Source organism: Streptomyces sp. NPDC090108 (assembly GCF_044747185.1).
Taxonomy (GTDB): Bacteria; Actinomycetota; Actinomycetes; order Streptomycetales; family Streptomycetaceae; genus Streptomyces.
Window position 1 is genome coordinate 18732 of the sequence record NZ_JBIVDQ010000005.1, and the last position, 24987, is coordinate 43718.

Annotated in this window: 17 protein-coding genes and 1 pseudogene; 17 read left to right on the forward strand and 1 reads right to left on the reverse strand. The window is 71.9% G+C overall.

All coding sequences use genetic code 11. The annotated features are described in order from the left end of the window. Positions 1-24 precede the first annotated feature (24 nt). The 10 genes from ACIPRD_RS18405 (at position 25) to ACIPRD_RS18450 (ending at position 12741) form a co-directional block, all read left to right on the forward strand. Positions 25-1539, forward strand: coding sequence for a bifunctional folylpolyglutamate synthase/dihydrofolate synthase (locus ACIPRD_RS18405; RefSeq protein ID WP_401564244.1), 1515 nt, complete (start codon positions 25-27; stop codon positions 1537-1539). A 10-nt stretch (positions 1540-1549) separates the two neighbouring features. After that, complete coding sequence (locus tag ACIPRD_RS18410; protein ID WP_401564246.1) at positions 1550-1900, forward strand: DUF4233 domain-containing protein; 351 nt, start codon at positions 1550-1552, stop codon at positions 1898-1900. A 66-nt stretch (positions 1901-1966) separates the two neighbouring features. Beyond that, a complete protein-coding gene (gene ndk, locus ACIPRD_RS18415) occupies positions 1967-2380 on the forward strand; it encodes a nucleoside-diphosphate kinase (protein ID WP_356397400.1) in 414 nt (137 codons plus the stop codon). Positions 2381-2717: 337 nt separating this feature from the next. After that, positions 2718-3737: a rod shape-determining protein gene (locus tag ACIPRD_RS18420; RefSeq protein ID WP_020940056.1), complete on the forward strand. Its 1020-nt coding sequence runs from the start codon at positions 2718-2720 to the stop codon at positions 3735-3737. Between the two features lie 163 nt (positions 3738-3900). After that, positions 3901-4842, forward strand: a complete 942-nt coding sequence (gene mreC, locus ACIPRD_RS18425; protein WP_356397404.1) for a rod shape-determining protein MreC — start codon at positions 3901-3903, stop codon at positions 4840-4842. A gap of 12 nt (positions 4843-4854) precedes the next feature. Further along, positions 4855-5529 (forward strand): rod shape-determining protein MreD, encoded by a 675-nt coding sequence (gene mreD / locus ACIPRD_RS18430; protein ID WP_356397407.1) that lies wholly within the window; start codon positions 4855-4857, stop codon positions 5527-5529. 146 nt (positions 5530-5675) lie between these two features. Continuing rightward, a complete protein-coding gene (mrdA, locus tag ACIPRD_RS18435; protein ID WP_401564250.1) occupies positions 5676-7922 on the forward strand; it encodes a penicillin-binding protein 2 in 2247 nt (748 codons plus the stop codon). Further along, on the forward strand, positions 7919-9115 hold the full coding sequence (gene rodA, locus ACIPRD_RS18440) for a rod shape-determining protein RodA (RefSeq protein WP_401564252.1): 1197 nt from the start codon (positions 7919-7921) through the stop codon (positions 9113-9115). The genes mrdA and rodA overlap by 4 nt, the downstream gene beginning before the upstream one ends. Positions 9116-9206: 91 nt before the next feature. Next, a complete protein-coding gene (locus tag ACIPRD_RS18445; RefSeq protein ID WP_401564255.1) occupies positions 9207-10736 on the forward strand; it encodes a CHAD domain-containing protein in 1530 nt (509 codons plus the stop codon). 43 nt (positions 10737-10779) lie between these two features. Next, complete coding sequence (locus tag ACIPRD_RS18450) at positions 10780-12741, forward strand: TIGR03960 family B12-binding radical SAM protein (protein WP_401564258.1); 1962 nt, start codon at positions 10780-10782, stop codon at positions 12739-12741. 57 nt (positions 12742-12798) lie between these two features. Here ACIPRD_RS18450 and ACIPRD_RS18455 read toward each other — a convergent pair whose 3' ends face one another. Then, a complete protein-coding gene (locus tag ACIPRD_RS18455; protein WP_356399049.1) occupies positions 12799-13152 on the reverse strand; it encodes a DUF805 domain-containing protein in 354 nt (117 codons plus the stop codon). A 235-nt stretch (positions 13153-13387) separates the two neighbouring features. Here ACIPRD_RS18455 and ACIPRD_RS18460 point away from each other — a divergent pair, with 235 nt between their 5' ends. The 7 genes and pseudogenes from ACIPRD_RS18460 (at position 13388) to ACIPRD_RS18490 (ending at position 24546) form a co-directional block, all read left to right on the forward strand. Further along, the gene (locus tag ACIPRD_RS18460) at positions 13388-14689 is read left to right on the forward strand and encodes a hypothetical protein (protein ID WP_401564261.1); all 1302 of its coding nucleotides are present in this window, start codon (positions 13388-13390) and stop codon (positions 14687-14689) included. Between the two features lie 46 nt (positions 14690-14735). After that, positions 14736-15505 (forward strand): annotated as a pseudogene (locus ACIPRD_RS18465) (TIGR03936 family radical SAM-associated protein). 259 nt (positions 15506-15764) lie between these two features. Then, complete coding sequence (locus ACIPRD_RS18470; protein WP_401564263.1) at positions 15765-20087, forward strand: ribonuclease E/G; 4323 nt, start codon at positions 15765-15767, stop codon at positions 20085-20087. Positions 20088-20332: 245 nt separating this feature from the next. Continuing rightward, positions 20333-20653, forward strand: a complete 321-nt coding sequence (gene rplU / locus ACIPRD_RS18475; RefSeq protein ID WP_010041937.1) for a 50S ribosomal protein L21 — start codon at positions 20333-20335, stop codon at positions 20651-20653. A 14-nt stretch (positions 20654-20667) separates the two neighbouring features. Then, positions 20668-20922, forward strand: a complete 255-nt coding sequence (gene rpmA / locus ACIPRD_RS18480; protein WP_356397431.1) for a 50S ribosomal protein L27 — start codon at positions 20668-20670, stop codon at positions 20920-20922. Between the two features lie 151 nt (positions 20923-21073). Then, positions 21074-22522 carry a GTPase ObgE gene (gene obgE, locus ACIPRD_RS18485; RefSeq protein WP_356397434.1) on the forward strand — a complete coding sequence of 483 codons (1449 nt, stop codon included), beginning with the start codon at positions 21074-21076 and terminating at the stop codon, positions 22520-22522. Between the two features lie 473 nt (positions 22523-22995). Next, positions 22996-24546: an alkaline phosphatase D family protein gene (locus ACIPRD_RS18490; protein ID WP_356397437.1), complete on the forward strand. Its 1551-nt coding sequence runs from the start codon at positions 22996-22998 to the stop codon at positions 24544-24546. Positions 24547-24987: the final 441 nt, after the last annotated feature.

A 24987-nucleotide genomic window follows, 5' to 3' on the forward strand; every position in this document is an offset into this window, starting at 1 on the left:
CCACCCCCTCCGTAGACTGGCCCCGTGAGCGAAGCGCCCGGTACCAGTGACACGCCCGACCCCCTCGACGCCTTCGAAGAGCTGATCGAGACGGAGACCGACCGCGACCCCGACCTCGCGGTGATCGAGGCCGGCAGCCGCACCCTGCGCACGCAGGGCGGCCCCCCGCAGCCCGACGTGCCCTCGCGCCCCGAGGACCCCGAGCTGGACAGGGCCCTGCGCGAGGTCGAGACGGAGCTGGCCGCCCGCTGGGGCGAGACCAAGCTGGAGCCCTCCGTCGACCGCATCGCCGCGCTGATGGACGTCCTCGGCGAGCCGCAGCGCGCGTACCCGTCGATCCACATCACGGGCACGAACGGCAAGACCTCCACCGCCCGCATGATCGAGGCCCTGCTCGGCGCCTTCGACCTGCGCACCGGCCGCTACACCAGCCCGCACGTGCAGTCGGTCACCGAGCGCATCAGCCTGGACGGCGCGCCGGTCTCCGCCGAGCGGTTCATCGAGACGTACCAGGACATCAAGCCGTACGTCGACATGGTGGACACCTCGCAGGAGTACCGCCTGTCCTTCTTCGAGGTGCTCACCGGCATGGCGTACGCGGCCTTCGCGGACGCCCCGGTGGACGTCGCCGTCGTCGAGGTCGGCATGGGCGGCACCTGGGACGCGACGAACGTGATCGACGGCGACGTCGCCGTGATCACCCCCATCGGCCTCGACCACACCGACCGCCTCGGCGGGACGACCGGCGAGATCGCCGCGGAGAAGGCCGGCATCATCAAGCCGGACTCGACCGTGATCATGGCCCAGCAGCCGGTGGACGCGGCCCAGGTGCTGCTGAAGAAGGCCGTCGAGGAGAACGCCACCGTGGCCCGCGAGGGTCTGGAGTTCGGGGTCGTGGACCGCCAGGTCGCCGTCGGCGGCCAGCTGCTCACCCTGCGCGGGGTCGGCGGCGAGTACCCGGACCTGTACCTCCCGCTGTACGGCGCCCACCAGGCGCACAACGCGGCCGTCGCGCTCGCCGCCGTCGAGGCGTTCTTCGGGGTCGGCGCCGAGCGCCCGGAACCGCTCGACATCGACACCGTGCGCAAGGCCTTCGCCACCGTCACCTCGCCGGGCCGCCTGGAGGTCGTCCGGAGTTCTCCCACGGTCGTGCTGGACGCCGCGCACAACCCTGCGGGCGCCGTGGTCACCGCCGAGGCGGTCCAGGAGGCCTTCGACTTCAGCCGGCTGATCGGCGTGGTCGGGGCGAGCGCCGACAAGAACGTGCGGGGCGTGCTGGAGGCGTTCGAGCCGATCTTCGCGGAGGTCGTCGTCACGCAGAACTCCAGCCACCGCGCGATGAGCGCGGACGAGCTGGCCGCCATCGCCGTCGAGGTGTTCGGCGAGGACCGCGTCCAGGTCGAGCCGCGGCTGCCCGAGGCGCTGGAGGCGGCGATCACGCTGGCCGAGGAGGAGGGCGAGTTCGCCGGCGGCGGCGTGCTGGTCACCGGTTCGGTCATCACGGTGGGCGAGGCCCGCCTGCTGCTGGGGAAGGGCTGAGGATTCCGCCGTGCGTACGCTCTGTTCGTCGACGCTGATCGGCGAGTTCTTCATCATCGGGTTCGCCGGGCTCGTGGCCATGAAGGACCCGGATCTGTCCGTGTCCACCGTGTGGCTGGTCAGCGGCATCGCCATGGTCCTGTGCGTGCTGCTGTGCGGCATGGTGACCCGCCCCGGCGGCGTCGTGCTCGGCTGGGCCCTGCAGATCGCCCTGATCGTCTCCGGCGTCTTCGTCCCGACGATGTACTTCATGGGCGCGGTGTTCGCCGCCCTGTGGTGGGCGTCGGTGCACTTCGGCAGGAAGGTGGACGAGGCGAAGGCACGCTTCGCCGCCGTCTCCTCCCCGGCTGACGCTGCGTGACGGGCGTACCGGCACGCCCTGTAGTTTTGTTCCCACCGCACATATGTCAGTCGTAAGGAGTCTTCCGTGACCCAGCGCACCCTCGTCCTGCTCAAGCCCGACGCCGTCCGTCGTGGCCTGACCGGCGAGATCATCAGCCGTATCGAGCGCAAGGCCGGCTGGCAGATCACCGCGCTGGAGCTGCGCAACCTGGACCAGGACACGCTGGAGCAGCACTACGGCGAGCACAAGGGCAAGCCGTTCTACGAGCCGCTGGTGGAGTTCATGTCCTCCGGTCCGGTCGTCGCGCTGATCGTCGAGGGCGAGCGGGTCATCGAGGGCGTGCGCGCGCTCGCCGGCCCCACCGACCCGATCGCGGCCGCCCCCGGCTCCATCCGCGGCGACTTCGGTGTCATCGTCCGCGAGAACCTGATCCACGCGTCGGACTCGGAGGAGTCCGCCGAGCGCGAGGTGAAGATCTTCTTCCCGGGCCGTGTCTGACCGGTGCCGAAAGGTGCGGCCGAGCCGCACCGTGCGGAGTTTCCGAGATTTTTTCTGACGGGACGTCAGTCCCGCCCGGAGTTCCGACCAGGGACGGCCGTACGTTTTCGGCCGTCCTTTGGCATATGCGTTGCCGATCGGGGGAACCTGTGCCCCCGATGGGCCGTCTCCACAAGCGAGGCCGGGCGCCATCTGCTGACAATGGCGGAGACCCTCGCGCGGTGTTCGTGCAGGCGCGTCTACGATGGAAGCCTGCACGTCACAGCACCCACTTCGCCGACCTGAAAAGCTCTCAAAAGCTCGTGGGAAGGCCAGACGAATCCTGATGGGGAACTCAATGTCGTTCATCGGCCGTGACATGGCTGTCGACCTCGGGACCGCCAACACGCTGGTGTACGTCAGGGGTCGTGGGATCGTACTCAACGAGCCGTCCGTCGTCGCGATCAACACCAACACCGGTGGCATCCTCGCGGTCGGTGCCGAAGCGAAGAAGATGATCGGCCGCACGCCGGGCAACATCGTCGCCGTGCGTCCGCTGAAGGACGGCGTGATCGCCGACTTCGAGATCACCGAGCGGATGCTCCGCTACTTCATCCTGAAGATCCACAAGCGGCGGTATCTCGCCCGGCCGCGGGTCGTCGTCTGTGTGCCCTCGGGCATCACGGGCGTCGAGCGCCGCGCCGTGATCGAGGCGTCCTCCCAGGCGGGTGCCCGCCAGGTGCACATCATCGAGGAGCCCATGGCGGCCGCCATCGGCTCCGGCCTGCCGGTCCACGAGGCCACGGGCAACATGGTGGTGGACATCGGCGGCGGCACCACGGAGGTCGCGGTCATCTCCCTCGGCGGCATCGTCACCGCCCAGTCCATCCGCGTCGCGGGCGACGAACTGGACAACGCGATCATCCAGTACATCAAGAAGGAGTACAGCCTTCTGCTGGGTGAGCGGACGGCCGAGCAGATCAAGATCACGATCGGTTCGGCGTACGACCTCGACTCCGACGAGCACACCGAAGTCCGTGGCCGGGACCTGGTCTCCGGTCTGCCCAAGACCGTCGTCATCTCCGCCGCGGAGGTGCGCAAGGCGATCGAGGAACCGGTCAACGCGATCGTCGACGCGGTCAAGACGACCCTGGACAAGTGCCCGCCGGAGCTGTCCGGCGACATCATGGACCGAGGAATCGTTCTGACCGGCGGCGGAGCCCTGCTGCGCGGGCTCGACGAGCGCCTGCGGCGCGAGACCGGCATGCCGATCCACATCGCCGAGGACCCGCTGGACAGCGTCGCCCTCGGCTCCGGCAAGTGCGTCGAGGAGTTCGAGGCGCTCCAGCAGGTGCTGGACGCCCAGCCGCGCAGATGACACAACTCTTCGATTCCGCCGTACGAGACGATCTCCTCTCGTACGGCGGATCGTTGGTATAGAGGCATAAGCTCCCACAAATGGGCCCCGCGGGTTCGCGCTTCGCACATCGCGCCGCCCGGGGCTCCCGAATTCCTATAGAGGAAGGGCACGGCCGCCGCACGTGAGGGACACGAAAGAGAGCCGGCTGCTCCTGGTCCTGCTGGTCGCCATCGCATTCGCGCTGATCACGGTGGATATCAGAGGAGGGCGGAACTCACCTGTCGACGGTGCCCGGCAGGGCGCGGCCACGGTGTTCGGCCCCGTAGAGAACGGACTGTCCTCGGCGGTGGACCCGGTCGGCAACGCCGTCTCCGCCGTACGGGACTCCGGCAGCCGGCACGACCGGCTCGCCGTCATGGAGAAGGAGAACGCGGCCCTCAAGGCGAAGCTCGGCAGCGACGACCGCAACCGCAGCCGCCTGAACCAGCTCGACAAGATGCTGAAGATCGCCGGTGAGGGCCAGTACGGCATCAAGGGCGCCCAGGTCATCGCCATAGGGTCGGCGCAGGGCTTCTCCTGGACCATCACCATCGACGCCGGCGCGAACGACGGCATCAAGCGGGACATGACCGTCCTCAACGGAGACGGCCTGGTCGGCCGCGTCACCACGGTCGGCCCCGACACCGCCACCGTGCTGCTCGCCAACGACCCCGACTTCACCGTGGGCACCCGCATGGAGAACAGCGACGAACTCGGCTTCGCCTCCGGACAGGGCGACCGCCCGCTGCGCGTGGAACTCCTCAACGGCAAGTCCGAGGTGAAGAAGGGCGACCGTCTGGTCACCTTCGGCTCCCAGGCCGACCGGCCCTTCGTGCCCGGCGTCCCGGTCGGCGTGGTCTCCCGCGTCGACCCCTCCGGCGGCGGCCTGACCCGCACCGTCTACGTCACCCCGTACGTCGGTTTCACCAAGCTCGACATCGTCGGCGTGGTCGTCGCGGCCCCCAAGCACGACCCCCGCGACGAGGTCCTGCCGTCCAAGCCCAAGCCGGTCCCGACGCCGACGGTGACCGTCACGGTCACGCCGTCCGCCGACTCGACCGCCACCGACGAGCAGCAGCAGTAGGAGCCCATCCCCATGCGTGTCAACCGGATCCTGCTCTCCAGCGCGCTGGTCGTCGTCGCCCTGGTGATCCAGGTGAGCGTCCTCGCCCGCCTGCATCTGCCCGGCGCCGTCCCCGACCTGCTGCTGCTCACCGTCCTCGGCCTGGCCATGGTGTACGGCCATGTGGGCGGCGCCCTCGTCGGCTTCGGCGCCGGCCTGCTCGCCGACCTCGCCCCGCCCGCCGACCACGCGGCCGGCCGCTACGCCCTCGTGCTGAGCGTCGTCGGCTACTTCGCCGGACTCATCAAGCCCGAGACCGGCCGGCTGAAGTCGGCGACCGGCCCGATGGCCGTCGTGGTCGCCGCCGCCGTCGGCTCCACCCTGCTGTACGCGGGCGTCGGCGCCCTGGTCGGCGACACGGCGGCCCGTCATGTCGGCCTGACCGGACTGCTGTTCTCGGCCGCCCTGTACGACCTGCTGCTCGCCCCGTTCGTGGTGCCCGCGGTCATGTGGCTGGCCCGCCGCTCGGACAACGACCCGCTCACCGAGAGCGGCCCCGCCGCGAAGGCAGGCAACATCTCCTCCGGCTGGCTCTCCTCCGGCACCGGACTGCGCATCGGGAGCCAGCGCGGCCTCGGCGCCCTGAAGAACAAGGCCCGCACCCGCACGACCAGGGTCGGCCGCATCAAGGGGGTCAAGCGGCTGTGAACGGCGCAGGGTTCACCCCGGTGGGTCCCACCCGGGCAGAGTTCACCCGAACGAGGAAGTTCCGGCGGAACGCGGCCTCACAGGCCCGTCGTTCATCATTCGTACGCGCACACACGTTCGCGCACTGAGAGGGGGAGGCAGCCGCAGTGACCAACATTCCCGAGACCGGACGGACCCCACGCGTCCAGATCCGGCTCGTCGTGATCCAGATTCTCGTCCTCTCCCTCCTCGGCACCCTCGGCGGCCGCCTGTGGTACCTGCAGATCCGCGAGGGCGCCGAGTACCAGAAGCAGGCCTCCGGCAACCACGTCCAGCAGGTCGTCGACCCCGCCGTGCGCGGTGACATCCTCGACGCCCGCGGCGTGCCGATGGCCGACAACGAGACCCGCCTGGTCGTCTCCGCCTCCCGCACCGACCTGCTCAAGCAGAGCGACGACGGCAAGGGCGTCCTGACCAAGCTCGCCGGCATCCTCGGCCTCAAGCCCGAGGAGGTCATCCAGAAGGTCCGGCTGTGCGACGCCAAGACCCCCCAGCCCTGCTGGAACGGCTCGCCCTACCAGCCGATCCCGATCACCGACGAGGCCACGCCCAAGCAGGCCCTCCAGATCCGTGAGCGCGCCGAGGACTTCCCCGGCATCACCGCCGAACCCGAGGCCGTCCGCCGCTACGCGGGCCCCGGCAAGTCCAACACCGCCCAGGTCCTCGGCTATCTCTCGCCCGTCACCGACGACGAGATCCAGAAGGCCAAGGACACCGACTCGCCGTACCTGCGCTCCGACATGGTGGGCCGCTCGGGTCTCGAGCGGCAGTACGACAAGGAGCTGCGCGGCAAGGCCGGCGTCACCCGCTACGAGGTCGACAACCTCGGCCGGGTCATCGGCAAGGCGCAGGCGGACCCCGCCCAGTCCGGTTCCAACCTGGTCACCAGCATCGACTCCCGCGTCCAGCGCGTGGCGGAGTACGAACTCGACAAGGCGATGAAGGTCGCCCGCCAGCAGTTCGACAAGATCACCGGCGAGAACTACAAGGCCGACTCCGGCGCCGTCGTGGTGATGGAGGCCAAGACCGGCCGCATCGTCGCCATGGCCTCGGCCCCCACCTACGACCCGAACGTCTGGGTCGGCGGCATCTCCGCCAAGGACTACAAGAACCTCACCGGCAAGAACTCCGACTACCCGCTGCTCAACAGGGCCATACAGGGTCAGGCGGCGCCCGGTTCGACGTTCAAGGTGGTCTCCACGGCCGCCGCGGTCCAGGCGGGCTACGAGTGGAACGGCGGCTACCCCTGCACCAGCTCCTACTCCGTCGGCGGCCAGGTCTTCAAGAACTTCGAGGGTGAGAGCTTCGGTCCCATCTCCCTCGGCCGCGCCCTGGAGGTCTCCTGCGACACCGTCTTCTACGGTCTCGCGGACCGCGAGTGGAAGAAGGACGGCGGCATCAACCCCAAGAAGGGGCAGCCCAAGGACTGGTTCTACAAGACCGCCCACCAGTTCGGCCTCGGCAAGGAGACCGGCGTCGACCTGCCCAACGAGGTCACCGGCCGCGTCCCCGACCGCCAGTGGAAGCTGGACTACTGGAAGGCGAACAAGGACGCCTGGTGCAAGTCCGGCAAGAAGGACGGCTCCTACGTCGAGAAGATCGCGTACGAGAACTGCCTCGAAGGCAACAAGATGCGCGAGGGCGACTCGATCAACTACTCCATCGGCCAGGGCGACACCCTCGTCACGCCGATCCAGGAGGCCAGGATCTACGGCGCCGTCTCCAACGGCGGCACCCTGTACCAGCCGACCATCGGCAAGGCGATCGTCAGCGCCGACGGCAAGACCGTCACGCCGATCAAGCCCACGAAGAACGGCAGGCTGCCGGTCAGCAAGGCCACCCTCAAGGGCATGAACGACGCCTTCGCGGGCGTCATCACCCGCGGTACCGCCGCGTGGAAGTTCGGCGGCTGGCCGCAGAACAAGATCCCGCTGCACGCCAAGACCGGTACCGCCGAGGTCTACGGCAAGCAGACGACCTCATGGCTGGCCACCTACTCCAAGGACTACACGGTGATCATGACGATCGCCCAGGCCGGTACGGGTTCCGGAGCCTCCGGTGAGGCCGTGCGCAACATCTACAGCGCGCTCTACGGCGTCCAGGGCGACGGCTCCATCGACAACAAGAAGGCGCTGCTCCCCGAGCCGCAGAAGGGCCTGCCGAAGGTCCGCACGGACGGCACCATCGCCGCCCCGAAGATCGCCGGCGACCCGGCCAAGGACGTCGAGGCCTCGCAGAAGACCAACACCACCAACGGGGAGGACCAGCAGCCGGCCACCTCGCCGTCCCCGACCAGCAACAGCAACACCCGCAGAAGGCCCCACAGGCGGGGAAGCCGGAGGACGCGCACATGACCGGCAACAGCTTCTCCGTCTCCGGGTACGGCCCCGCGCGGGCCGGCTGGACCAGGATCTTCGCCCGCGACTCGCTGGCCCGCCGGCTCGACTGGCCGATGCTGCTGGCGGCCGTCGCGCTGTCGCTGATCGGCTCGCTGCTGGTGTTCTCGGCGACCCGCAACCGCACCGAGATCAACCAGGGCGACCCGTACTACTTCCTGCTCCGCCACCTCATGAACACCGGCATCGGGCTCGCCCTGATGACCGGCACCGTCTGGATCGGCCACCGCGCCCTGCGCAACGTCGTGCCGCTCCTCTACGGCCTGTCGGTCTTCGGCATCCTCGCCGTGCTCACCCCGCTCGGCTCCACCGTCAACGGCGCCCACTCCTGGATCGTGCTCGGCGGCGGCTTCTCGCTCCAGCCCTCCGAGTTCGTGAAGATCACGATCATCCTGGGCATGGCGATGCTGCTCTCGGCGCGGGTGGACGCCGGCGACAAGAAGTACCCCGACCACCGCACGGTCCTGCAGTCGCTCGGCCTGGCGGCCGTACCGATCGCGATCGTGCTGCTCATGCCCGACCTCGGCTCGGTCATGGTCATGGTCGTCATCATCCTGGGCGTGCTGCTCGCCTCCGGCTCCTCCAACCGCTGGGTCTTCGGCCTGCTGTCCGCGGGCGCCCTCGGCGCGATCGCCGTCTGGCAGCTGCACATCCTGGACGAGTACCAGATCAACCGCTTCGCGGCCTTCGCCAACCCCGACCTCGACCCGGCGGGCGTCGGCTACAACACCAACCAGGCCCGCATCGCCATCGGTTCCGGCGGCCTGACCGGCGCCGGCCTGTTCCACGGTTCGCAGACCACCGGCCAGTTCGTCCCCGAACAGCAGACGGACTTCGTCTTCACGGTGGCGGGGGAGGAGCTCGGCTTCCTCGGCGCGGGCCTGATAATCCTCCTCCTCGGCGTCGTCCTGTGGCGCGCCTGCCGTATCGCCCGCGACTCGACCGAGCTGTACGGCACGATCGTCGCCGCCGGGATCGTCGCCTGGTTCGCCTTCCAGGCGTTCGAGAACATCGGCATGACCCTCGGCATCATGCCGGTCACCGGTCTGCCCCTGCCGTTCGTGTCGTACGGAGGATCGTCGATGTTCGCCGTATGGGTCGCGGTGGGACTCCTGCAGTCCATCAAGGCACAGCGCCCGATGTCGGCCTGAGGTCCCGGTCCGGGTGGACGGCGGGCACGCCCCGGCCGTCCACCCGGAAAACCGTTGCCCCGCAGGTCCCCTCCGGCACTAGATTCGGTACATGGCGGACACCAAGCGTGAGATCGAGCGCAAGTACGAGGCCGGCGCCGGCGGACTCCCCGATCTGACCGGCGTCCCCGGCGTGGCGGCCGTCCGCGACGAGGGACTGGTCGAACTCGACGCCACCTACTACGACACCGCCGACGAACGGCTGGCCGCCGCCTCCCTCACCCTGCGCCGCCGCACCGGGGGATCCGACGCCGGCTGGCACCTGAAGTTCCCGGTCGCCCCCGGGGTCCGCGACGAGATCCGCGCGCCGCTCTCGGACGCCGTCCCCGACGAGATCGCCGCACTGGTCCGCGCCCGCGTCCGCGGCGCCGCGCTCGTCCCCGTCGTCCGGCTCGTCTCCGCCCGCGACGTGAGCCACCTCATCGGCGCCGACGGCGCGCTGCTGGCCGAGGCGAGCGTCGACGAGGTCACGGCCGAGCGGCTCAACCGCGACGGCGGCACCGCCCGGTGGACCGAGATCGAGGTCGAACTGGCGGACGACGGCGACCCCGCCTTCCTCGACGAGGTGGAGAAGCGGCTGCGCGAGGCCGGCGTGCGTCCGTCGAAGTCGCCGTCCAAAGTCGCCCGGGCCATGGAGGAGACCGGCGGACCCGGCCCCCGGCGCGGCGGCCGCGCCGCACCCGTCACCGCGGGCGACCACGTCCTCGCCTACGTGCGCGAACAGCGCGACATGATCCTCACCTGCGACCCCGCCGTCCGCCGGGACATCCCCGACTCCGTGCACAGGATGAGGGTGGCCACCCGCCGCATGCGCTCGGCCTTCCGCACCTTCGGCGCCGTCCTCGACCGCGCCGTCACCGGCCCGGCCGCCGCCGAGCTGAAATGGCTCGCCGGAGAACTCGGCCTGGACCGCGACCAGGAGGTGCTCGCCGAACGGCTGACCGACGCCCTCGACGGCCTCCCCTCCGACCTGGTGCTCGGCCCCGTACACGAACGCCTCACCACCTGGGCGGGCGTCCGGCACCACAGCACCCGCGGCCATCTCGTCGCCGTCCTCGACTCCGCCCGCTACCTCGCACTCCTCGACACCCTCGACGCGCTCCTCGCCGCGCCGCCCCTGCGCCCGAAGGCCGCCAGGAAACCGGACCGCGTGCTCGCCCGCGCCGTGCGGAGGGACCTCGGGAAGGTCTCCCGCCTGGTCACCGGCGCCCTCGTCCTGCCGCCCGGCCAGGACCGCGACCTCGCGCTCCACGAGGCCCGCAAGAAGGCCAAGCGCGCCCGCTACGGCGCCGAGGCCACCGTCCCCGCCCTCGGCACGCCCGCCCGGGACCTCGCGAAGTCGATGAAGTCCCTCACCAGCCTGCTCGGCGACCATCAGGACAGCGTCATGGGCCGCCGCACCCTGCGCGAGCTGGCCGCGGTGGCGCACGCGGCGGGGGAGAGCGCGTTCACCTACGGGCTGCTGTACGGCCGCGAGGAGCGGCGGGCGGCGGACAGCGAGGCGGAGCTGCCCGGTATGTGGCGGGAGATCGCCTCCGGTACCCCCGTTCGAGCGTACGGAGGAGTCCCCGGGGCGCGTTAGGCTTGATGGTCACCCCCCTGTCAGCTCACGAAAGTAATCCGCGATGTCTGTCGAGTCGGTCTTCCCACAGCTCGAAGCCCTGCTCCCGCATGTGCAGAAGCCGATCCAGTACGTCGGCGGCGAGCTCAACTCCACGGTCAAGCCGTGGGAGTCCAGCGATGTGCGCTGGGCGCTCATGTACCCGGACGCCTACGAGGTCGGACTGCCCAACCAGGGCGTCATGATCCTCTACGAGGTGCTCAACGAGCGGGAGGGTGTCCTCGCCGAACGCACGTACAGCGTGTGGCCGGACCTCGAAGCCCTGATGCGCGAGCACAAGGTCCCGCAGTTCACGGTCGACAGCCACCGCCCGGTGAAGGCCTTCGACGTGTTCGGCCTGTCCTTCTCCACGGAGCTGGGCTACACCAACATGCTCACTGCCCTGGACCTGGCGGGCATCCCGCTGGAGTCCAAGGACCGCACGATCGACGACCCGATCGTCCTCGCGGGCGGCCACGCGGCCTTCAACCCCGAGCCGATCGCGGACTTCATCGACGCGGCGATCATCGGCGACGGCGAGCAGGCCGTGCTCGACATGACCGAGATCATCCGCGCCTGGAAGGCGGAGGGCCGCCCCGGCGGCCGCGAGGAGGTCCTCTTCCGCCTCGCGAGGACCGGCAACGTCTACATCCCGGCCTTCTACGACGTCGAGTACCTCCCCGACGGCCGCATCGCCCGCGTGGTCCCGAACAAGTCCGGTGTGCCGTGGCGCGTGTCCAAGCACACCGTCATGGACCTCGACGAGTGGCCCTACCCCAAGCAGCCGCTGGTCCCCCTCGCGGAGACCGTCCACGAGCGCATGTCGGTCGAGATCTTCCGCGGCTGCACCCGCGGCTGCCGCTTCTGCCAGGCCGGCATGATCACCCGCCCGGTGCGCGAGCGCTCCATCACCGGCATCGGCGACATGGTCGAGAAGGGCCTGAAGGCGACCGGCTTCGAGGAGGTCGGCCTCCTCTCCCTGTCCTCCGCTGACCACAGCGAGATCGGCGAGATCGCCAAGGGCCTGGCCGACCGCTACACCGAGGACAAGATCGGCCTCTCCCTGCCCTCCACCCGCGTCGACGCCTTCAACGTCGACCTGGCGAACGAGCTGACCCGCAACGGCCGCCGTTCCGGCCTCACCTTCGCCCCCGAGGGCGGCTCCGAGCGCATGCGCAAGGTCATCAACAAGATGGTCTCGGAGGAGGACCTGATCCGTACGGTCGCCACGGCCTACGGCAACGGCTGGCGCCAGGTGAAGCTGTACTTCATGTGCGGCCTGCCCACGGAGACCGACGAGGACGTCCTCCAGATCGCCGACATGGCGATGAACGTGATCCAGAAGGGCCGCGAGGTCTCCGGCCAGGGCGACATCCGCTGCACCGTCTCGATCGGCGGCTTCGTCCCCAAGCCGCACACCCCCTTCCAGTGGGCCCCGCAGCTCTCCGCCGAGGAGACGGACGCCCGCCTGGAGAAGCTCCGCGACAAGATCCGCGGCGACAAGAAGTACGGCCGCTCGATCGGTTTCCGGTACCACGACGGCAAGCCGGGCATCGTCGAGGGCCTGCTCTCGCGCGGCGACCGCCGCACCGGCGCCGTGATCCGCGCCGTCTACGAGGACGGCGGCCGCTTCGACGGCTGGCGCGAGCACTTCTCCTACGACCGCTGGATGGCCTGCGCCGACAAGGCGCTCGCCCCCTTCGGCGTCGACGTCGACTGGTACACCACCCGCGAGCGCACCTACGAGGAGGTCCTGCCCTGGGACCACCTCGACTCCGGCCTGGACAAGGACTGGCTCTGGGAGGACTGGCAGGACGCCCTCGACGAGACCGAGGTCGAGGACTGCCGCTGGACCCCGTGCTTCGACTGCGGCGTCTGCCCGCAGATGGACACCCACATCCAGATCGGCCCGACGGGCAAGAAGCTCCTGCCCCTGACGGTCAAGAACGCGGCCCCGACCCCGGCGGCGAGCGGTCACACGCACTGAGCCGAGCCAGAGGTGAAGGCCCGTCGGATCCGTCCGGCGGGCCTTTCCGTTTCTCCGTCAGGCGGCTTGGGCGTACTTCGGGTTGGCGCCGTACTGGTTCTGTTCCGGCTTGCCCTCGGTGGCGAGGAAGACGATGAGGATGATCCCGCCGACCAGCGGGATCAGGCAGAGCAGGACGAACCAGCCGGACTTGCCGGTGTCGTGCAGCCGGCGGACCGTGACGCCCAGGGAGGGCAGCAGGACGGCCAGGCTGTAGACGAGGCCGAGCACCACCGAGTTCATGGCGTTGTCGACGATCGCCAGCACGATGCTGATGATCAGGCTGAACAGGGTGAACATCCAGAATTCCTGCCGGCGTGCGCGGCCGTCGAACACCGCGTACTTCTTCAGTACGTCCACGTACCAGTGCATCGGTTCGTCCTCCCCCAATGGCGTGAGCGTGCGCCCGTCACTGTCTTGAATACGACTGCCGTGGCCCGGTGACAAGACCCCGGCGGCACGCGCGGGGCCGGGAGTCCGCGGACCGTGTGACGGATGGGACGGTTGAGGTCGCAGAGGCGCCGGAGCACGGACGTGACGGGGCCGAAAGGGTGATCTCCTTCTCCTTCGAGGCATCCGGAACGTGTCCGCAGGCGTCCTCACCGGTATGGACACACACAAGCCGCCGCCGCAGCAGGGGCCCGAGGGGTGCCTCGCCGTGGCGATCCGGATCCCGGTGCGGATCGTCGTGCTCGTGCTGGTGGTGCCCGTGCGGATGGTGTGGGACGCGCTGACCGTCACCGGCCGGCTGCTGAAGGACGCCGTGCTGCGTCCCGCGGGGCGTGCGCTGCTGTGGCTCGGACGGGCGGTCCTCGTGCTGCCGTGGGTGGCCCTGTGGCGCTTCGTCCTCGTACCGGCCGGCCGGGCTCTGCGGTGGCTGGGACACGTCCTCGTCGTCATACCCGTCCGGTGGCTGTACACGGCGGTCCTCACCCCGCTCGGGCACGCTCTCGTCCGGGGCGTGCGAGGGGCCGGAGCCGGTCTCGCGTGGCTCCGCGCGCGCGTGCTCGCCCCGGCGGGACGGGGCGTGGTCCTGCTGCTGACCGGCGCGGGCGCCCTGCTCGCCGCCGTGGGCGCGGCCTTGTGGGCCGCCGCGGTGTGGCCCGCGCGACGGCTGTACACCTGGGTCCTGACTCCCGCCGGGCGCGGGCTGGCGTGGTTCGCCGCGGCCGTCGCGGCCGGGACTGGCGTGGTCCTGTACTGGACGGCGCGCGTGCTGTTCGTGCTGCCCGCGCGGGCGCTGTGGCGCCGGGTCCTGGCTCCTGCCGGGCGCGGGCTGGCGTGGTTCGCCGCGGCCGTGGCGGCCGGGACCGGCGCGGTCCTGTACTGGACGGCGCGCGTGCTGTTCGTGCTCCCCGCGCTCGCGCTGTGGCGCCGGGTCCTCGTCCCGCTCGGCCGGGTTCTCGCCGTCGTCGTACGGGAGACCGCGGACGCGCTCGGGCACGCGTGGCGGATCGCCGGGCGGATATCGCTCGTCGTCGGGCGCGCGCTCGGGACCCTCCTGCGGTGGGTCCTCCGCCGGGCCGTCGCGGAGCCGCTGCGCTGGGTGTACAGGGCGGTCCTCACCCCGGTCGGGCACGTCCTGCGCGACCTCGTCCTGCGGCCCGTCGCCGAGGCCGCGCGCGGGGCCGGCCGGGCCGTCCGGCGGGCACTGCACTCCGTGCGGGGGGTGGCCGGCCCGGCGCTGGACTCCGCTCGCGGTGCCGTCCGTCAGGCGCTGCGCTCCGCGCGCGGTACGGCGCGTCAGGCGCTGGAGTCCACCCGAGACACCGTCCGGGAGGCCCGCGCCGACTTCCGCAGGATGCTGCTGGGCGGTCCCCGGGAGCCCGCCGCCGCGGACCGACGGGAACTTCAGCGCCCCGGGACACGTACTCTTGGTAGCAGCACGACCGCACTCACGAAGGACTAGGACACTGGGCAAGCGACAGCCCGAAGGCCCGCCGCCCGCACCCGCGGTGCAGCGCATCCGACTGCGCTACACCAAGCGCGGCCGCCTCCGGTTCACCAGCCACCGTGACTTCCAGCGCGCTTTCGAGCGTGCGCTGCGCCGCGCCGAGGTACCCATGGCGTACTCGGCGGGGTTCACGCCGCACCCGAAGGTGTCGTACGCCAACGCCGCGCCCACCGGCACCGGCAGCGAGGCGGAGTACCTGGAGATCGCGCTGACCCGGTCGCGCGACCCCGAGACCCTGCGCGCCCTGCTCGACGAGTCGCTGCCCGCCGGGCTCGACATCGTCGACGCGGTCGAGGCACGCACCTCGGGCCTCGCCGACCGGCTCACCGCCTCCGTCTGGGAACTGCGGCTGGACGGCGTCGACCCGGACGAGCTCCGCCGCGCGGTCGAGGCCTTCGACAAGGCCGCCACCGTCGAGGTGCAGCGGATGACCAAGAACGGCGTCCGCACCTTCGACGCCCGCCCGGCCGTCGCGCGGCTGGAAACGCACGATTCGCCTGCTGATAGGCCGACCGACCGCCCCTGTGCGATACTGCGGCTGGTTGTTCGGCACGTGACGCCTGCCGTACGACCCGACGACGTCCTGTCCGGTCTCCGCGCCGTGGCCGACCTGGCGCCGCCGGTCCCCGCAGCGGTGACCAGGCTGGCGCAGGGGCTGTTCGATGAAGAGACCGGCACGGTGACCGACCCGCTCGCGCCCGACCGCGAGGCAGCCGAGGCCTGAGGGCCACACCGGCTGCCGCCGCGACGGCGCCGGGAGGTCCCGCGTAGGGACGGACGTCGTAGCGCAGCCCTCGACTCGGGAGCCACCTGGGTCGGGCGGCGCACCGACCAGAAGACTTTCGCCAGGCCGTACCGACAAGGCGTACGGAACCGGCGAGACAGGACACAGAGTTCCCGTGCGGCGCCCGCGCCCCGGACGGCGGCCACCGCGCATCGCGCGGGCCGCGGACGTCAACGGTGATCGGTCCCCAGAGACCGGCGCCGGACCAGGCGCGGCGCCCGGGAGCCTGACGGGAGAACCGCCCGCATGCTCGAGCCGACCGAACCCAACGAGGGTTCCGAACCGAACAGCCCCAGCGACACCCTGCCGCCGCGCAGGCGTCGCCGTGCCGCCTCACGCCCGGCGGGCCCGCCGGGCGCCGCCCAGGGCGCCGAGGCCACCACCCCGGCCGTGGCCGCCGCGCAGACGGACGACGTCGCCGAGGCGACCGCCGAGGACGAGGCCGTGGCCGCGCCCGCCGCCGAGGAGTCCGCCCCCGCCGGCCGTCCGCGCCGCCGGGCCACCCGCCGTGCCTCCACGCCGGCCGGAGCGCCCGTGTCCGACGGGACCGCCGAGACGGTCGTCCCCGCCGCGCAGGCCCCCGCCGCCGTCGAGACCCCCGCGTCCGAGGCCGCCGCGCCCGCCGACGCCGCTTCCGGGGCCGCCGCGTCCGCGGACGAGTCCGCACCCGGCCGTACCCGCCGCCGTGCGACCCGCCGCGCCGCCGCGCCCGCTGGCTCCCCGGCCGGAACCGAGACCGAGACCGAGACCGAACAGAAGGCGGTGGCCGCCGTGACCCAGGCCGAGAAGCCGGTGACCCCCTCCGCGCAGGCCGATGCCGGGACCGCCGAGCCGGCCGCCGAGGCCGCGCCCGCCCGTCCGCGCCGTCGCGCCACCCGCCGTGCCTCCGCGCCCGCCGGTGCCCCGAAGGCCGCCGAGGCGACCGGGACCGCGCCCGCCGCCGAGGCCCCCGCCGTCGTCGAGACCCCGGCCGTGGCCGAGGCCGCTCCGGCCGCCGCGCCCGAGGCCGAGACCGCCTCCACCGGCCGGCCCCGCCGCCGTGCGACCCGCCGCGCCGCCGCGCCCGCCGGATCGCCGGCCGTCGCCGAGACCGCCGCCCCCGCCGAGGTCGCCGCTTCCGAGACCCCCGCGCCCGCCGAGACCCCGAAGGCCGCCGAGGCCCCCGAGGCCGAGGCCGGCGAGGACGGCGCGCCGCGCCGCGCCCGCCGCCGCGCCACGCGCCGCGTCTCCGCGCCCGCCGGCACCCCCGAGACCGCCGCGACGCCGGAGGCCGAGGCCGAGACCCCCCGGCGTACCGCCGCGGACGAGGCACCGGAGGCCCCCGCCGCCGAGGCGCCCGAGGCCGCCGAGGCCACGGGGCCGCGCCGTCGCCGCCGCGTCGTGCGCCAGGCCGCGGGCGGCTTCTCCGAGCCCGCGCCGGCCGTCACCACGAAGCCCGCCGCCGAGCCCGTCGCGCCCGCTGAGGCCGCCGCGCCCGCCGAGGCCGCCGAAGGCGAGAAGAAGCGCCGCACCCGCCGTCCCGCCGTGGCCGTGTTCCAGGCGCCGGTGTTCACCGAGCCGCGCTTCCAGACCCCGGAGCGCGCCGCGGCCGAGGCCGCGGCCGTGACCGACGACAGTGACGAGACCGACGAGACCTCGGAGGCCGAGGAGACCGAGGCCGCCGGGACCGTCCAGGAGACGGCGTACCAGGAGGAGCGTGGCGAGAGCGGCGCCCGCCGTCGCCGTCGCCGCCGCGGTGCCCCCGTCGAGGAGCCGCAGGCCGCCGAGGCCGAGGAGCCGGAGGAGGCCGCCGAGGCCGACGACGAGGAGGGCGACGAGGCCGAGGGCTCGGAGGAGTCCGGCTCGCGCCGCCGTCGCCGCCGTGGCGGCCGCCGCCGTCGCCGCGGTGACGCCGCCGACGGCGAGGGCCTGGACGCGGACGGCGACGACTTCGCCGCCGAGCAGGCCGAGCAGGACGCCGAGGACACCGCCGAGCAGGAGGAGGAGGACGCCGAGGACGCCCGTGGCGAGGAGTCCGGTGGCTCCAGCTCCAGCCGCCGCCGTCGTCGCCGCCGTCGCCGGGCCGGTGACAGCGGCCTCGACTCCGACGCGCCCTCCGACGACCCCGAGCGCACGGTCGTCAAGGTCCGCGAGCCCCGCAAGGCCACCGAGCCGTCCGACGAGGTGCAGTCCATCAAGGGCTCGACCCGTCTGGAGGCCAAGAAGCAGCGCCGCCGCGAGGGCCGTGAGCAGGGCCGCCGCCGCGTCCCGATCATCACCGAGGCGGAGTTCCTCGCCCGCCGCGAGGCCGTCGAGCGCGTGATGGTCGTGCGCGAGCACGGCGAGCGCACGCAGATCGGCGTCCTGGAGGACGGCGTGCTCGTCGAGCACTACGTCAACAAGGAGCAGTCGACCTCGTACGTCGGCAACGTCTACCTGGGCAAGGTCCAGAACGTGCTGCCGTCGATGGAGGCCGCCTTCATCGACATCGGCAAGGGCCGCAACGCCGTCCTGTACGCCGGTGAGGTCAACTTCGAGGCGCTCGGCATGGCCAACGGGCCGCGCCGCATCGAGTCCGCCCTGAAGTCGGGCCAGTCGGTCCTCGTCCAGGTGACGAAGGACCCGATCGGCCACAAGGGCGCCCGCCTGACCAGCCAGGTCTCCCTGCCGGGCCGTTACCTCGTGTACGTCCCCGAGGGCTCGATGACCGGCATCAGCCGCAAGCTGCCCGACACCGAGCGGGCCCGGCTGAAGACCATCCTCAAGAAGATCGTCCCCGAGGACGCGGGCGTCATCGTGCGCACCGCCGCCGAGGGCGCGAGCGAGGACGAGCTGCGCCGCGACGTCGAGCGTCTGCAGGCGCAGTGGGAGGAGATCCAGAAGAAGGCCAAGACGGGCAACGCCCCGGCGCTGCTGTACGGCGAGCCGGACATGACCGTCCGCGTCGTGCGCGACATCTTCAACGAGGACTTCTCCAAGGTCATCGTCAGCGGTGACGAGGCCTGGGAGACGATCCACGGGTACGTCTCCCACGTGGCCCCGGACCTCGCGGACCGGCTGCAGCGGTGGACCTCCGAGGTCGACGTCTTCGCCACCTACCGGATCGACGAGCAGCTCGCCAAGGCGCTGGACCGCAAGGTCTGGCTGCCCAGCGGCGGTTCGCTGGTGATCGACCGGACCGAGGCGATGGTCGTCGTCGACGTCAACACCGGCAAGTTCACCGGCCAGGGCGGCAACCTCGAGGAGACGGTCACCAGGAACAACCTGGAGGCGGCCGAGGAGATCGTGCGCCAGCTGCGGCTGCGCGACCTCGGCGGCATCATCGTCATCGACTTCATCGACATGGTCCTGGAGTCCAACCGCGATCTGGTGCTGCGCCGCCTGCTGGAGTGCCTGGGCCGTGACCGGACCAAGCACCAGGTGGCCGAGGTCACCTCGCTCGGCCTGGTCCAGATGACCCGCAAGCGGGTCGGCCAGGGTCTGCTGGAGTCGTTCTCCGAGAACTGCGTCCACTGCAACGGCCGCGGCGTCATCGTGCACATGGAGCAGCCGACCGCCCCCGGCGGCGGTGGCGGCGGCAAGCGCAAGAAGCGCGCCCGCGGCGGAGACGGCCACGTGCACGAGCACGAGGCGGCCGCCGTGGCCGTGGAGACCGGCGAGGCGGCGGAGCCGGAGACGGAGACGGAGACCGTCGCCGAGGTCTCCGCCGAGGTCGCCGAGCCCGTCGCGCTGCCCGCGCCCGAGTTCGTGCCGGACGAGGAGCTGTACAGCAGCATCGCCGAGGCGGAGGCCGCGGCCGGCCGTGGCCGTACGCGGCGCCGCGCGAGCCGCCGGGCCTCGGCTCCGGCCGGTGCGCCGAGGGCGGAGAACCGCCGCGCCGCGCGGGCCGAGCGTGCCGAGGCCGCGGAGGCCGCCGAGGCCGCCCGCGCCCCGAAGGCCGAGGCCGCCGCGCCGGTCGCGGAGCCCGCCCCGGCACCGGCCGAGCCGGCCGTCGCCGAGCCGGCCGCGGCTCAGGAGCCCGCGGCCGAGGAGGCCGCGCCGAAGGGCCGTACGCGTCGCCGCGCCACCCGGAAGGCGTCCGCGCCCGCCGGTTCCCCGGCGGGGGCCGAGGAGGCCGCGGTGACCGTCACCGAGGCCGTCCCGGCCGCCGAGGCGCCGGTGGCGCCTGCCGAGGCCGCTCCGGCCGAGGAGGCACCCGCCGAGAGCGCGGCCCCGGCCCGCCCGCGTCGCCGTGCCGTGCGCAAGGCCACCGCGCCGACCGCGTCCGAGGAGGCGGCCGTCGTGGTCGTCCCGTCGGCCGCCCAGGAGGCCGCCGCCGAGGCGACCGCCGAGGTTCCCGCCGAGGCGCCCGCCGCCGAGGAGACGGCCGAGGAGGCCGCGCCGGCCAAGAAGACCGCCCGCAAGGCGGCCAAGAAGGCTCCGGCGAAGAAGGCCCCGGCGAAGAAGGCGGCCACCAAGACCGCGGCCAAGAAGACGGCCGCGAAGAAGACGACGGCCAAGAAGGCGGCCACCAAGACCGCCAAGACGGCCGCCAAGAAGTCGGCGGCGAAGAAGACCACCACGGTCTCCGCGGCCACCGACGAGGGCTGACGAAGCCCTCGCGGGGTGTGCGGCCGGTCGACGTGACCGGCCGCACACCCCTGGGGCCCGGCCCGGTTTGACCCCTTCGGCCGCGGCCCCGTAACCTTGACCGTCGGCGTGTCACTGGACACGCCACATCCCCGTAAACCTTTTCCTCCCGGGTGCTGGTTGGGCCGGGAGAGGTTGCCCGTGATGTTTCCCGGGCGGCTGGCCTGCGGGGGTGCCGTCTGTTTTCGAGCGAAAGAGAGATCCGCGTGTACGCCATCGTGCGCAGCGGTGGTCGCCAGCACAAGGTTGCTGTCGGCGACATCGTTGAGGTTGACAAGATTTCCACCGCCCAGGTTGGCGACACGGTCGAGCTCTCGACCCTGCTCGTTGTCGACGGCGACTCCGTGACCAGCGACCCGTGGGTGCTGGCCGGCATCAAGGTCCAGGCCGAGGTCGTGGACCACCACAAGGGCCAGAAGATCGACATTCTGCGCTACAAGAACAAGACCGGCTACCGCCGTCGTCAGGGCCACCGCCAGCAGTACACGGCGATCAAGGTCACTGAGATCCCCGCGGCTGCGAAGTAAGGGACTGAGAACAGATGGCACACAAGAAGGGCGCATCGTCCACTCGGAACGGTCGCGACTCCAATGCCCAGCGGCTCGGCGTGAAGCGCTTCGGCGGTCAGGTCGTCAGCGCTGGTGAGATCCTGGTCCGCCAGCGTGGCACCCACTTCCACCCGGGCGCCGGCGTCGGCCGTGGCGGCGACGACACCCTGTTCGCGCTGCTGCCCGGTGCCGTGGAGTTCGGCACCCACCGTGGCCGCAAGGTCGTGAACATCGTCCCGGTCGCCTGAATCATCTGATTCACGGCTTCGACCGAACGATTCGCGAGGCGGACCTCACCTTCCCGTTCGGGAAGGCGGGTCCGCCTTTCGCGTGTTGACATAAGAAATACCCGTACGTCCCCAGCTGTCGGCCGGGGGTACCCCCCAGGAGGCACCAACCATGACCACCTTCGTGGACCGCGTCGATCTGCACGTCGCCGCGGGTAACGGGGGCCACGGCTGTGCCTCCGTCCACCGTGAGAAGTTCAAGCCGCTCGGCGGCCCCGACGGCGGCAACGGCGGCCGTGGCGGCGATGTGATCCTCACCGTCGACCAGTCGGTCACCACGCTGCTCGACTACCACCACTCCCCGCACCGCAAGGCCACCAACGGCAAGCCGGGCGAGGGCGGCCACCGCTCCGGCAAGGAGGGCCAGGACCTGATCCTGTTCGTCCCGGACGGCACGGTCGTGCTGGACAAGGCCGGCAACGTGCTCGCCGACCTGGTCGGCCACGGCACCTCCTACGTCGCCGCCCAGGGCGGCCGCGGCGGCCTCGGCAACGCGGCGCTGGCCAGCGCCCGCCGCAAGGCCCCCGGTTTCGCGCTGCTCGGCGAGCCGGGCGACCTCCAGGACATCGTCCTGGAGCTGAAGACCGTCGCCGACGTGGCCCTGGTCGGCTACCCGAGCGCGGGCAAGTCCTCGCTGATCTCCGTGCTCAGCGCCGCCAAGCCGAAGATCGCGGACTACCCGTTCACCACGCTCGTGCCCAACCTCGGCGTCGTGACGGCCGGCTCCACCGTGTACACCATGGCCGACGTGCCGGGACTGATCCCGGGCGCCAGCCAGGGCAAGGGCCTCGGCCTGGAGTTCCTGCGCCACGTCGAGCGGTGCAGCGTGCTGGTGCACGTCCTCGACACGGCGACCCTGGAGTCCGACCGCGACCCGCTCTCCGACCTCGACATCATCGAGGAGGAGCTGCGGCAGTACGGCGGCCTCGACAACCGTCCCCGCATCGTCGTCCTGAACAAGATCGACGTGCCGGACGGCAAGGACCTCGCCGAGATGGTCCGCCCCGACCTGGAGGCCCGCGGCTACCGCGTCTTCGAGGTGTCGGCCGTGGCCCACATCGGACTGCGCGAGCTGACGTTCGCGGTCGGTGAGATGGTCGCGCAGGCGCGCGCCGCCAAGCCGAAGGAGGAGGCGACCCGGATCGTCATCCGCCCGAAGGCCGTGGACGAGGCCGGCTTCACGGTCACCCGCGAGGACATCGAGGGCGAGCCGCTGTACCGGGTGCGCGGCGAGAAGCCGGAGCGCTGGGTGCGCCAGACCGACTTCAACAACGACGAGGCCGTCGGCTACCTCGCCGACCGCCTCAACCGCCTCGGTGTCGAGGAGAAGCTGATGAAGGCGGGCGCCCGGTCCGGCGACGGCGTCGCCATCGGTCCCGAGGACAACGCGGTCGTCTTCGACTGGGAGCCGACCATGATGGCGGGCGCCGAGATGCTCGGCCGCCGTGGCGAGGACCACCGCATGGAGGCGCCGCGCCCCGCCGCGCAGCGCCGTCGCGACAAGCAGGCCGAGAAGGACGAGGCGCAGCGGGAGTACGACGACTTCGACCCGTTCGCCTGAGACAGGACCCCGGGGCCCCGCCGGCCCCGGGGAAGCGGGCGGTGACCCGCGGGGCGACCCGCGCCCCCGCCCGGTGAGCCCGGACGCCGCGGCCCGGAACGGATCTCCGTTCCGGGCCGCGGCGCGTTCCGCCCTCCCGGAGGAGGGGGAGTGTGCTGCCGGGAGACCGGCAGCGCGCCGGGACCGGGCGAGCGCCCCCTGGGACAGCGGCGCGAATGGCCGGAACGGTTCGGCGTTCACCCGCTCAACACCCGTTACCGTGAACACCTCCTGACACTTGAGCAGACCTGTCGACCCGTTGTGGCGAGATCACGTGCGTCATGTGGTTCCTGTGCCGTGACGGGTCCTCTGTTGTCCGCCTGGTCGTCATGCGCGTGAAGCTTCCGGTTCAACGGGCTGGCCGACCGGCCGTGGAGGCTTCCCGGAAGTCCGTGTGCGATCCGAAGAAGCCCATACGGCGAGGGAGTTCGCGAATGCCTGGAGCAACTACGCCCGATCGACGCCGCTTTCTGACCGCCGGCGCCGCCGTCATCGGTGCCGCCGCCTCCTCCCAGCTCTGGGTTCCCGGCGTCGCCCGCGCCGCGGACACCCCGTTACCGGACGGCGTGTTCAGCCTCGGCGTCGGCTCCGGCGACCCGCTGCCCGACGGCATCGTGCTGTGGACGCGGCTCGCCCCGGACCCGCTGGCCGGCGGCGGGATGCCCGACGAGGTGTTCTCCGTCGAGTGGGAGATCGCCGAGGACGAACGGTGCAGCAGAACCGTCCGCCGGGGCACCGCCGAGGCCCGGCCCGAGCTCGGACACAGCGTCCACGTGGACGTACGGGGCCTGCGTCCGGACCGCCGGTACTGGTACCGCTTCCGGGCCGGGGGCCAGCTCTCGCCCACCGGACGCACCCGGACCGCCCCGCACCCGCACCGCAAGGGCGGCTCGCTGCGCGTGGCCCTCGCCTCCTGCCAGAACTGGCAGCACGGCTACTTCACCCCGTACGCGGACATGCTCGCCCAGGAACCCGACGTCGTCCTCTTCGTCGGCGACTACATCTACGAGTCCGCGCCGTCCTCGACGGCCGTACGGCGGCACGAGGGCAAGGGGGAGCCGGTCACCCTCGTCCAGTACCGCAACCGTTACGCCCAGTACCGCACCGATCCCGACCTCGCCGCGATCCAGGCGAGCGTGCCCTGGGTGGTCACCTTCGACGACCACGAGGTCGACAACGACTGGGCCGGCGAGGTGCCGCAGGACCCCGACAAGCAGTCGCACGACGCGTTCGTGGCCCGGCTGACCGCGGCCTTCCAGGCGTACTACGAGCACATGCCGGTCCGGGCCACCGCGATCCCGAACGGGCCGCACATCCAGATGTACCGCCGACTGGACTTCGGCCGGCTGGCCCGGTTCAACGTGCTCGACACCCGGCAGTTCCGCAGCGACCAGGCCACCGGCCAGGCCGGCGCGCAGGACCCGGCGATGACCATGCTCGGAGCCGAGCAGAAGGCGTGGCTGCTGGACGGCCTGCACGACTCGCCGGCCCGCTGGAACCTGATCGCCTCGCAGATCATGATGGCCGAGACCGACCTCCAGCTCGGCGAGGGCAAGCTCTGGTACTACGACGCCTGGGACGGCTACCAGCGGGAGCGCAACGCGCTGCTGGAGGAGTTCGCCGGCGTCCGCAACCCGGTCGTGCTCAGCGGCGACCGGCACCTGACGATGATCAGCGACCTCAAGAAGGACTTCGCCGACCCGGACTCCGACGTCGTCGGCGCCGAGTTCGTCGGCACCTCCATCTCCAGCAGCGGCGACCAGGACCAGGCCGCCTTCCACGCCCAGTGGGACCCGCTGATGGCGGACAACCCGCACTGGAAGGTGATCGACGCCCACCGCGGCTACCACCTGTTCGACATCCGCCGCGACGGCATCGACGCGCGGGTCCGCGTCGTCGACACGGTCCTCAGCCCGCAGGCGACCGCGAGCACGCTGGCGACCCTGCGGGTGGATGCGGACGATCCCGGCGTACGGGTCGTATGACGCGGAATTCCCACCGTGCGGAGCCCGGGGCGGAAATGGCCCCGGGCTCCGTTCCGTCCGTTTTCCGATCGCGCCGTGCCGTCGGGTGCGCCGAATCGCTCTCCGGCCCGGGCCGAAACCGAAATGCAGCGGAATCGTGATGTGCAATTCCGCGGCAATAGCCGGAACGGCCGTGCCTGTTTCCGGTCCGGTCGCGGCCGTGCGGTGCCTTTTATGAAGAACGCGTGCGGCAGGCGCCGCGGCGCGTGAGGGGAGTCGCTCCGCGCGGGCGGCGGTCCGGTGCCGGGGGCGGCCCCGCGCGGACGTCTGTCCCCGCGTGCGGCGAAGCCGGCGGGCCGAGGTGTCGTGGGGGTGGCGGGGCGCGTGCGACGTGGCGTCACGCACGGGGCGGACCGGGGTGCGGCAGCGCCCGCGCGCGCGGCGCGGCGGGGTGTCGCGGGG

Excerpts from the sequence above, each read along its gene's own strand:
- ACIPRD_RS18460 (WP_401564261.1), top strand. The coding sequence starts at position 13,388 with ATGGACACACACAAGCCGCCGCCGCAGCAGGGGCCCGAGGGGTGCCTC.
- ACIPRD_RS18450 (WP_401564258.1), top strand. The coding sequence starts at position 10,780 with ATGTCTGTCGAGTCGGTCTTCCCACAGCTCGAAGCCCTGCTCCCGCAT.
- mreD (WP_356397407.1), top strand. The coding sequence starts at position 4,855 with ATGCGTGTCAACCGGATCCTGCTCTCCAGCGCGCTGGTCGTCGTCGCC.
- rpmA (WP_356397431.1), top strand. The coding sequence starts at position 20,668 with ATGGCACACAAGAAGGGCGCATCGTCCACTCGGAACGGTCGCGACTCC.
- rodA (WP_401564252.1), top strand. The coding sequence starts at position 7,919 with ATGACCGGCAACAGCTTCTCCGTCTCCGGGTACGGCCCCGCGCGGGCC.
- ACIPRD_RS18420 (WP_020940056.1), top strand. The coding sequence starts at position 2,718 with ATGTCGTTCATCGGCCGTGACATGGCTGTCGACCTCGGGACCGCCAAC.
- ACIPRD_RS18470 (WP_401564263.1), top strand. The coding sequence starts at position 15,765 with ATGCTCGAGCCGACCGAACCCAACGAGGGTTCCGAACCGAACAGCCCC.
- obgE (WP_356397434.1), top strand. The coding sequence starts at position 21,074 with ATGACCACCTTCGTGGACCGCGTCGATCTGCACGTCGCCGCGGGTAAC.
- ACIPRD_RS18490 (WP_356397437.1), top strand. The coding sequence starts at position 22,996 with ATGCCTGGAGCAACTACGCCCGATCGACGCCGCTTTCTGACCGCCGGC.
- ACIPRD_RS18455 (WP_356399049.1), bottom strand. The coding sequence starts at position 13,152 with ATGCACTGGTACGTGGACGTACTGAAGAAGTACGCGGTGTTCGACGGC.
- ACIPRD_RS18445 (WP_401564255.1), top strand. The coding sequence starts at position 9,207 with ATGGCGGACACCAAGCGTGAGATCGAGCGCAAGTACGAGGCCGGCGCC.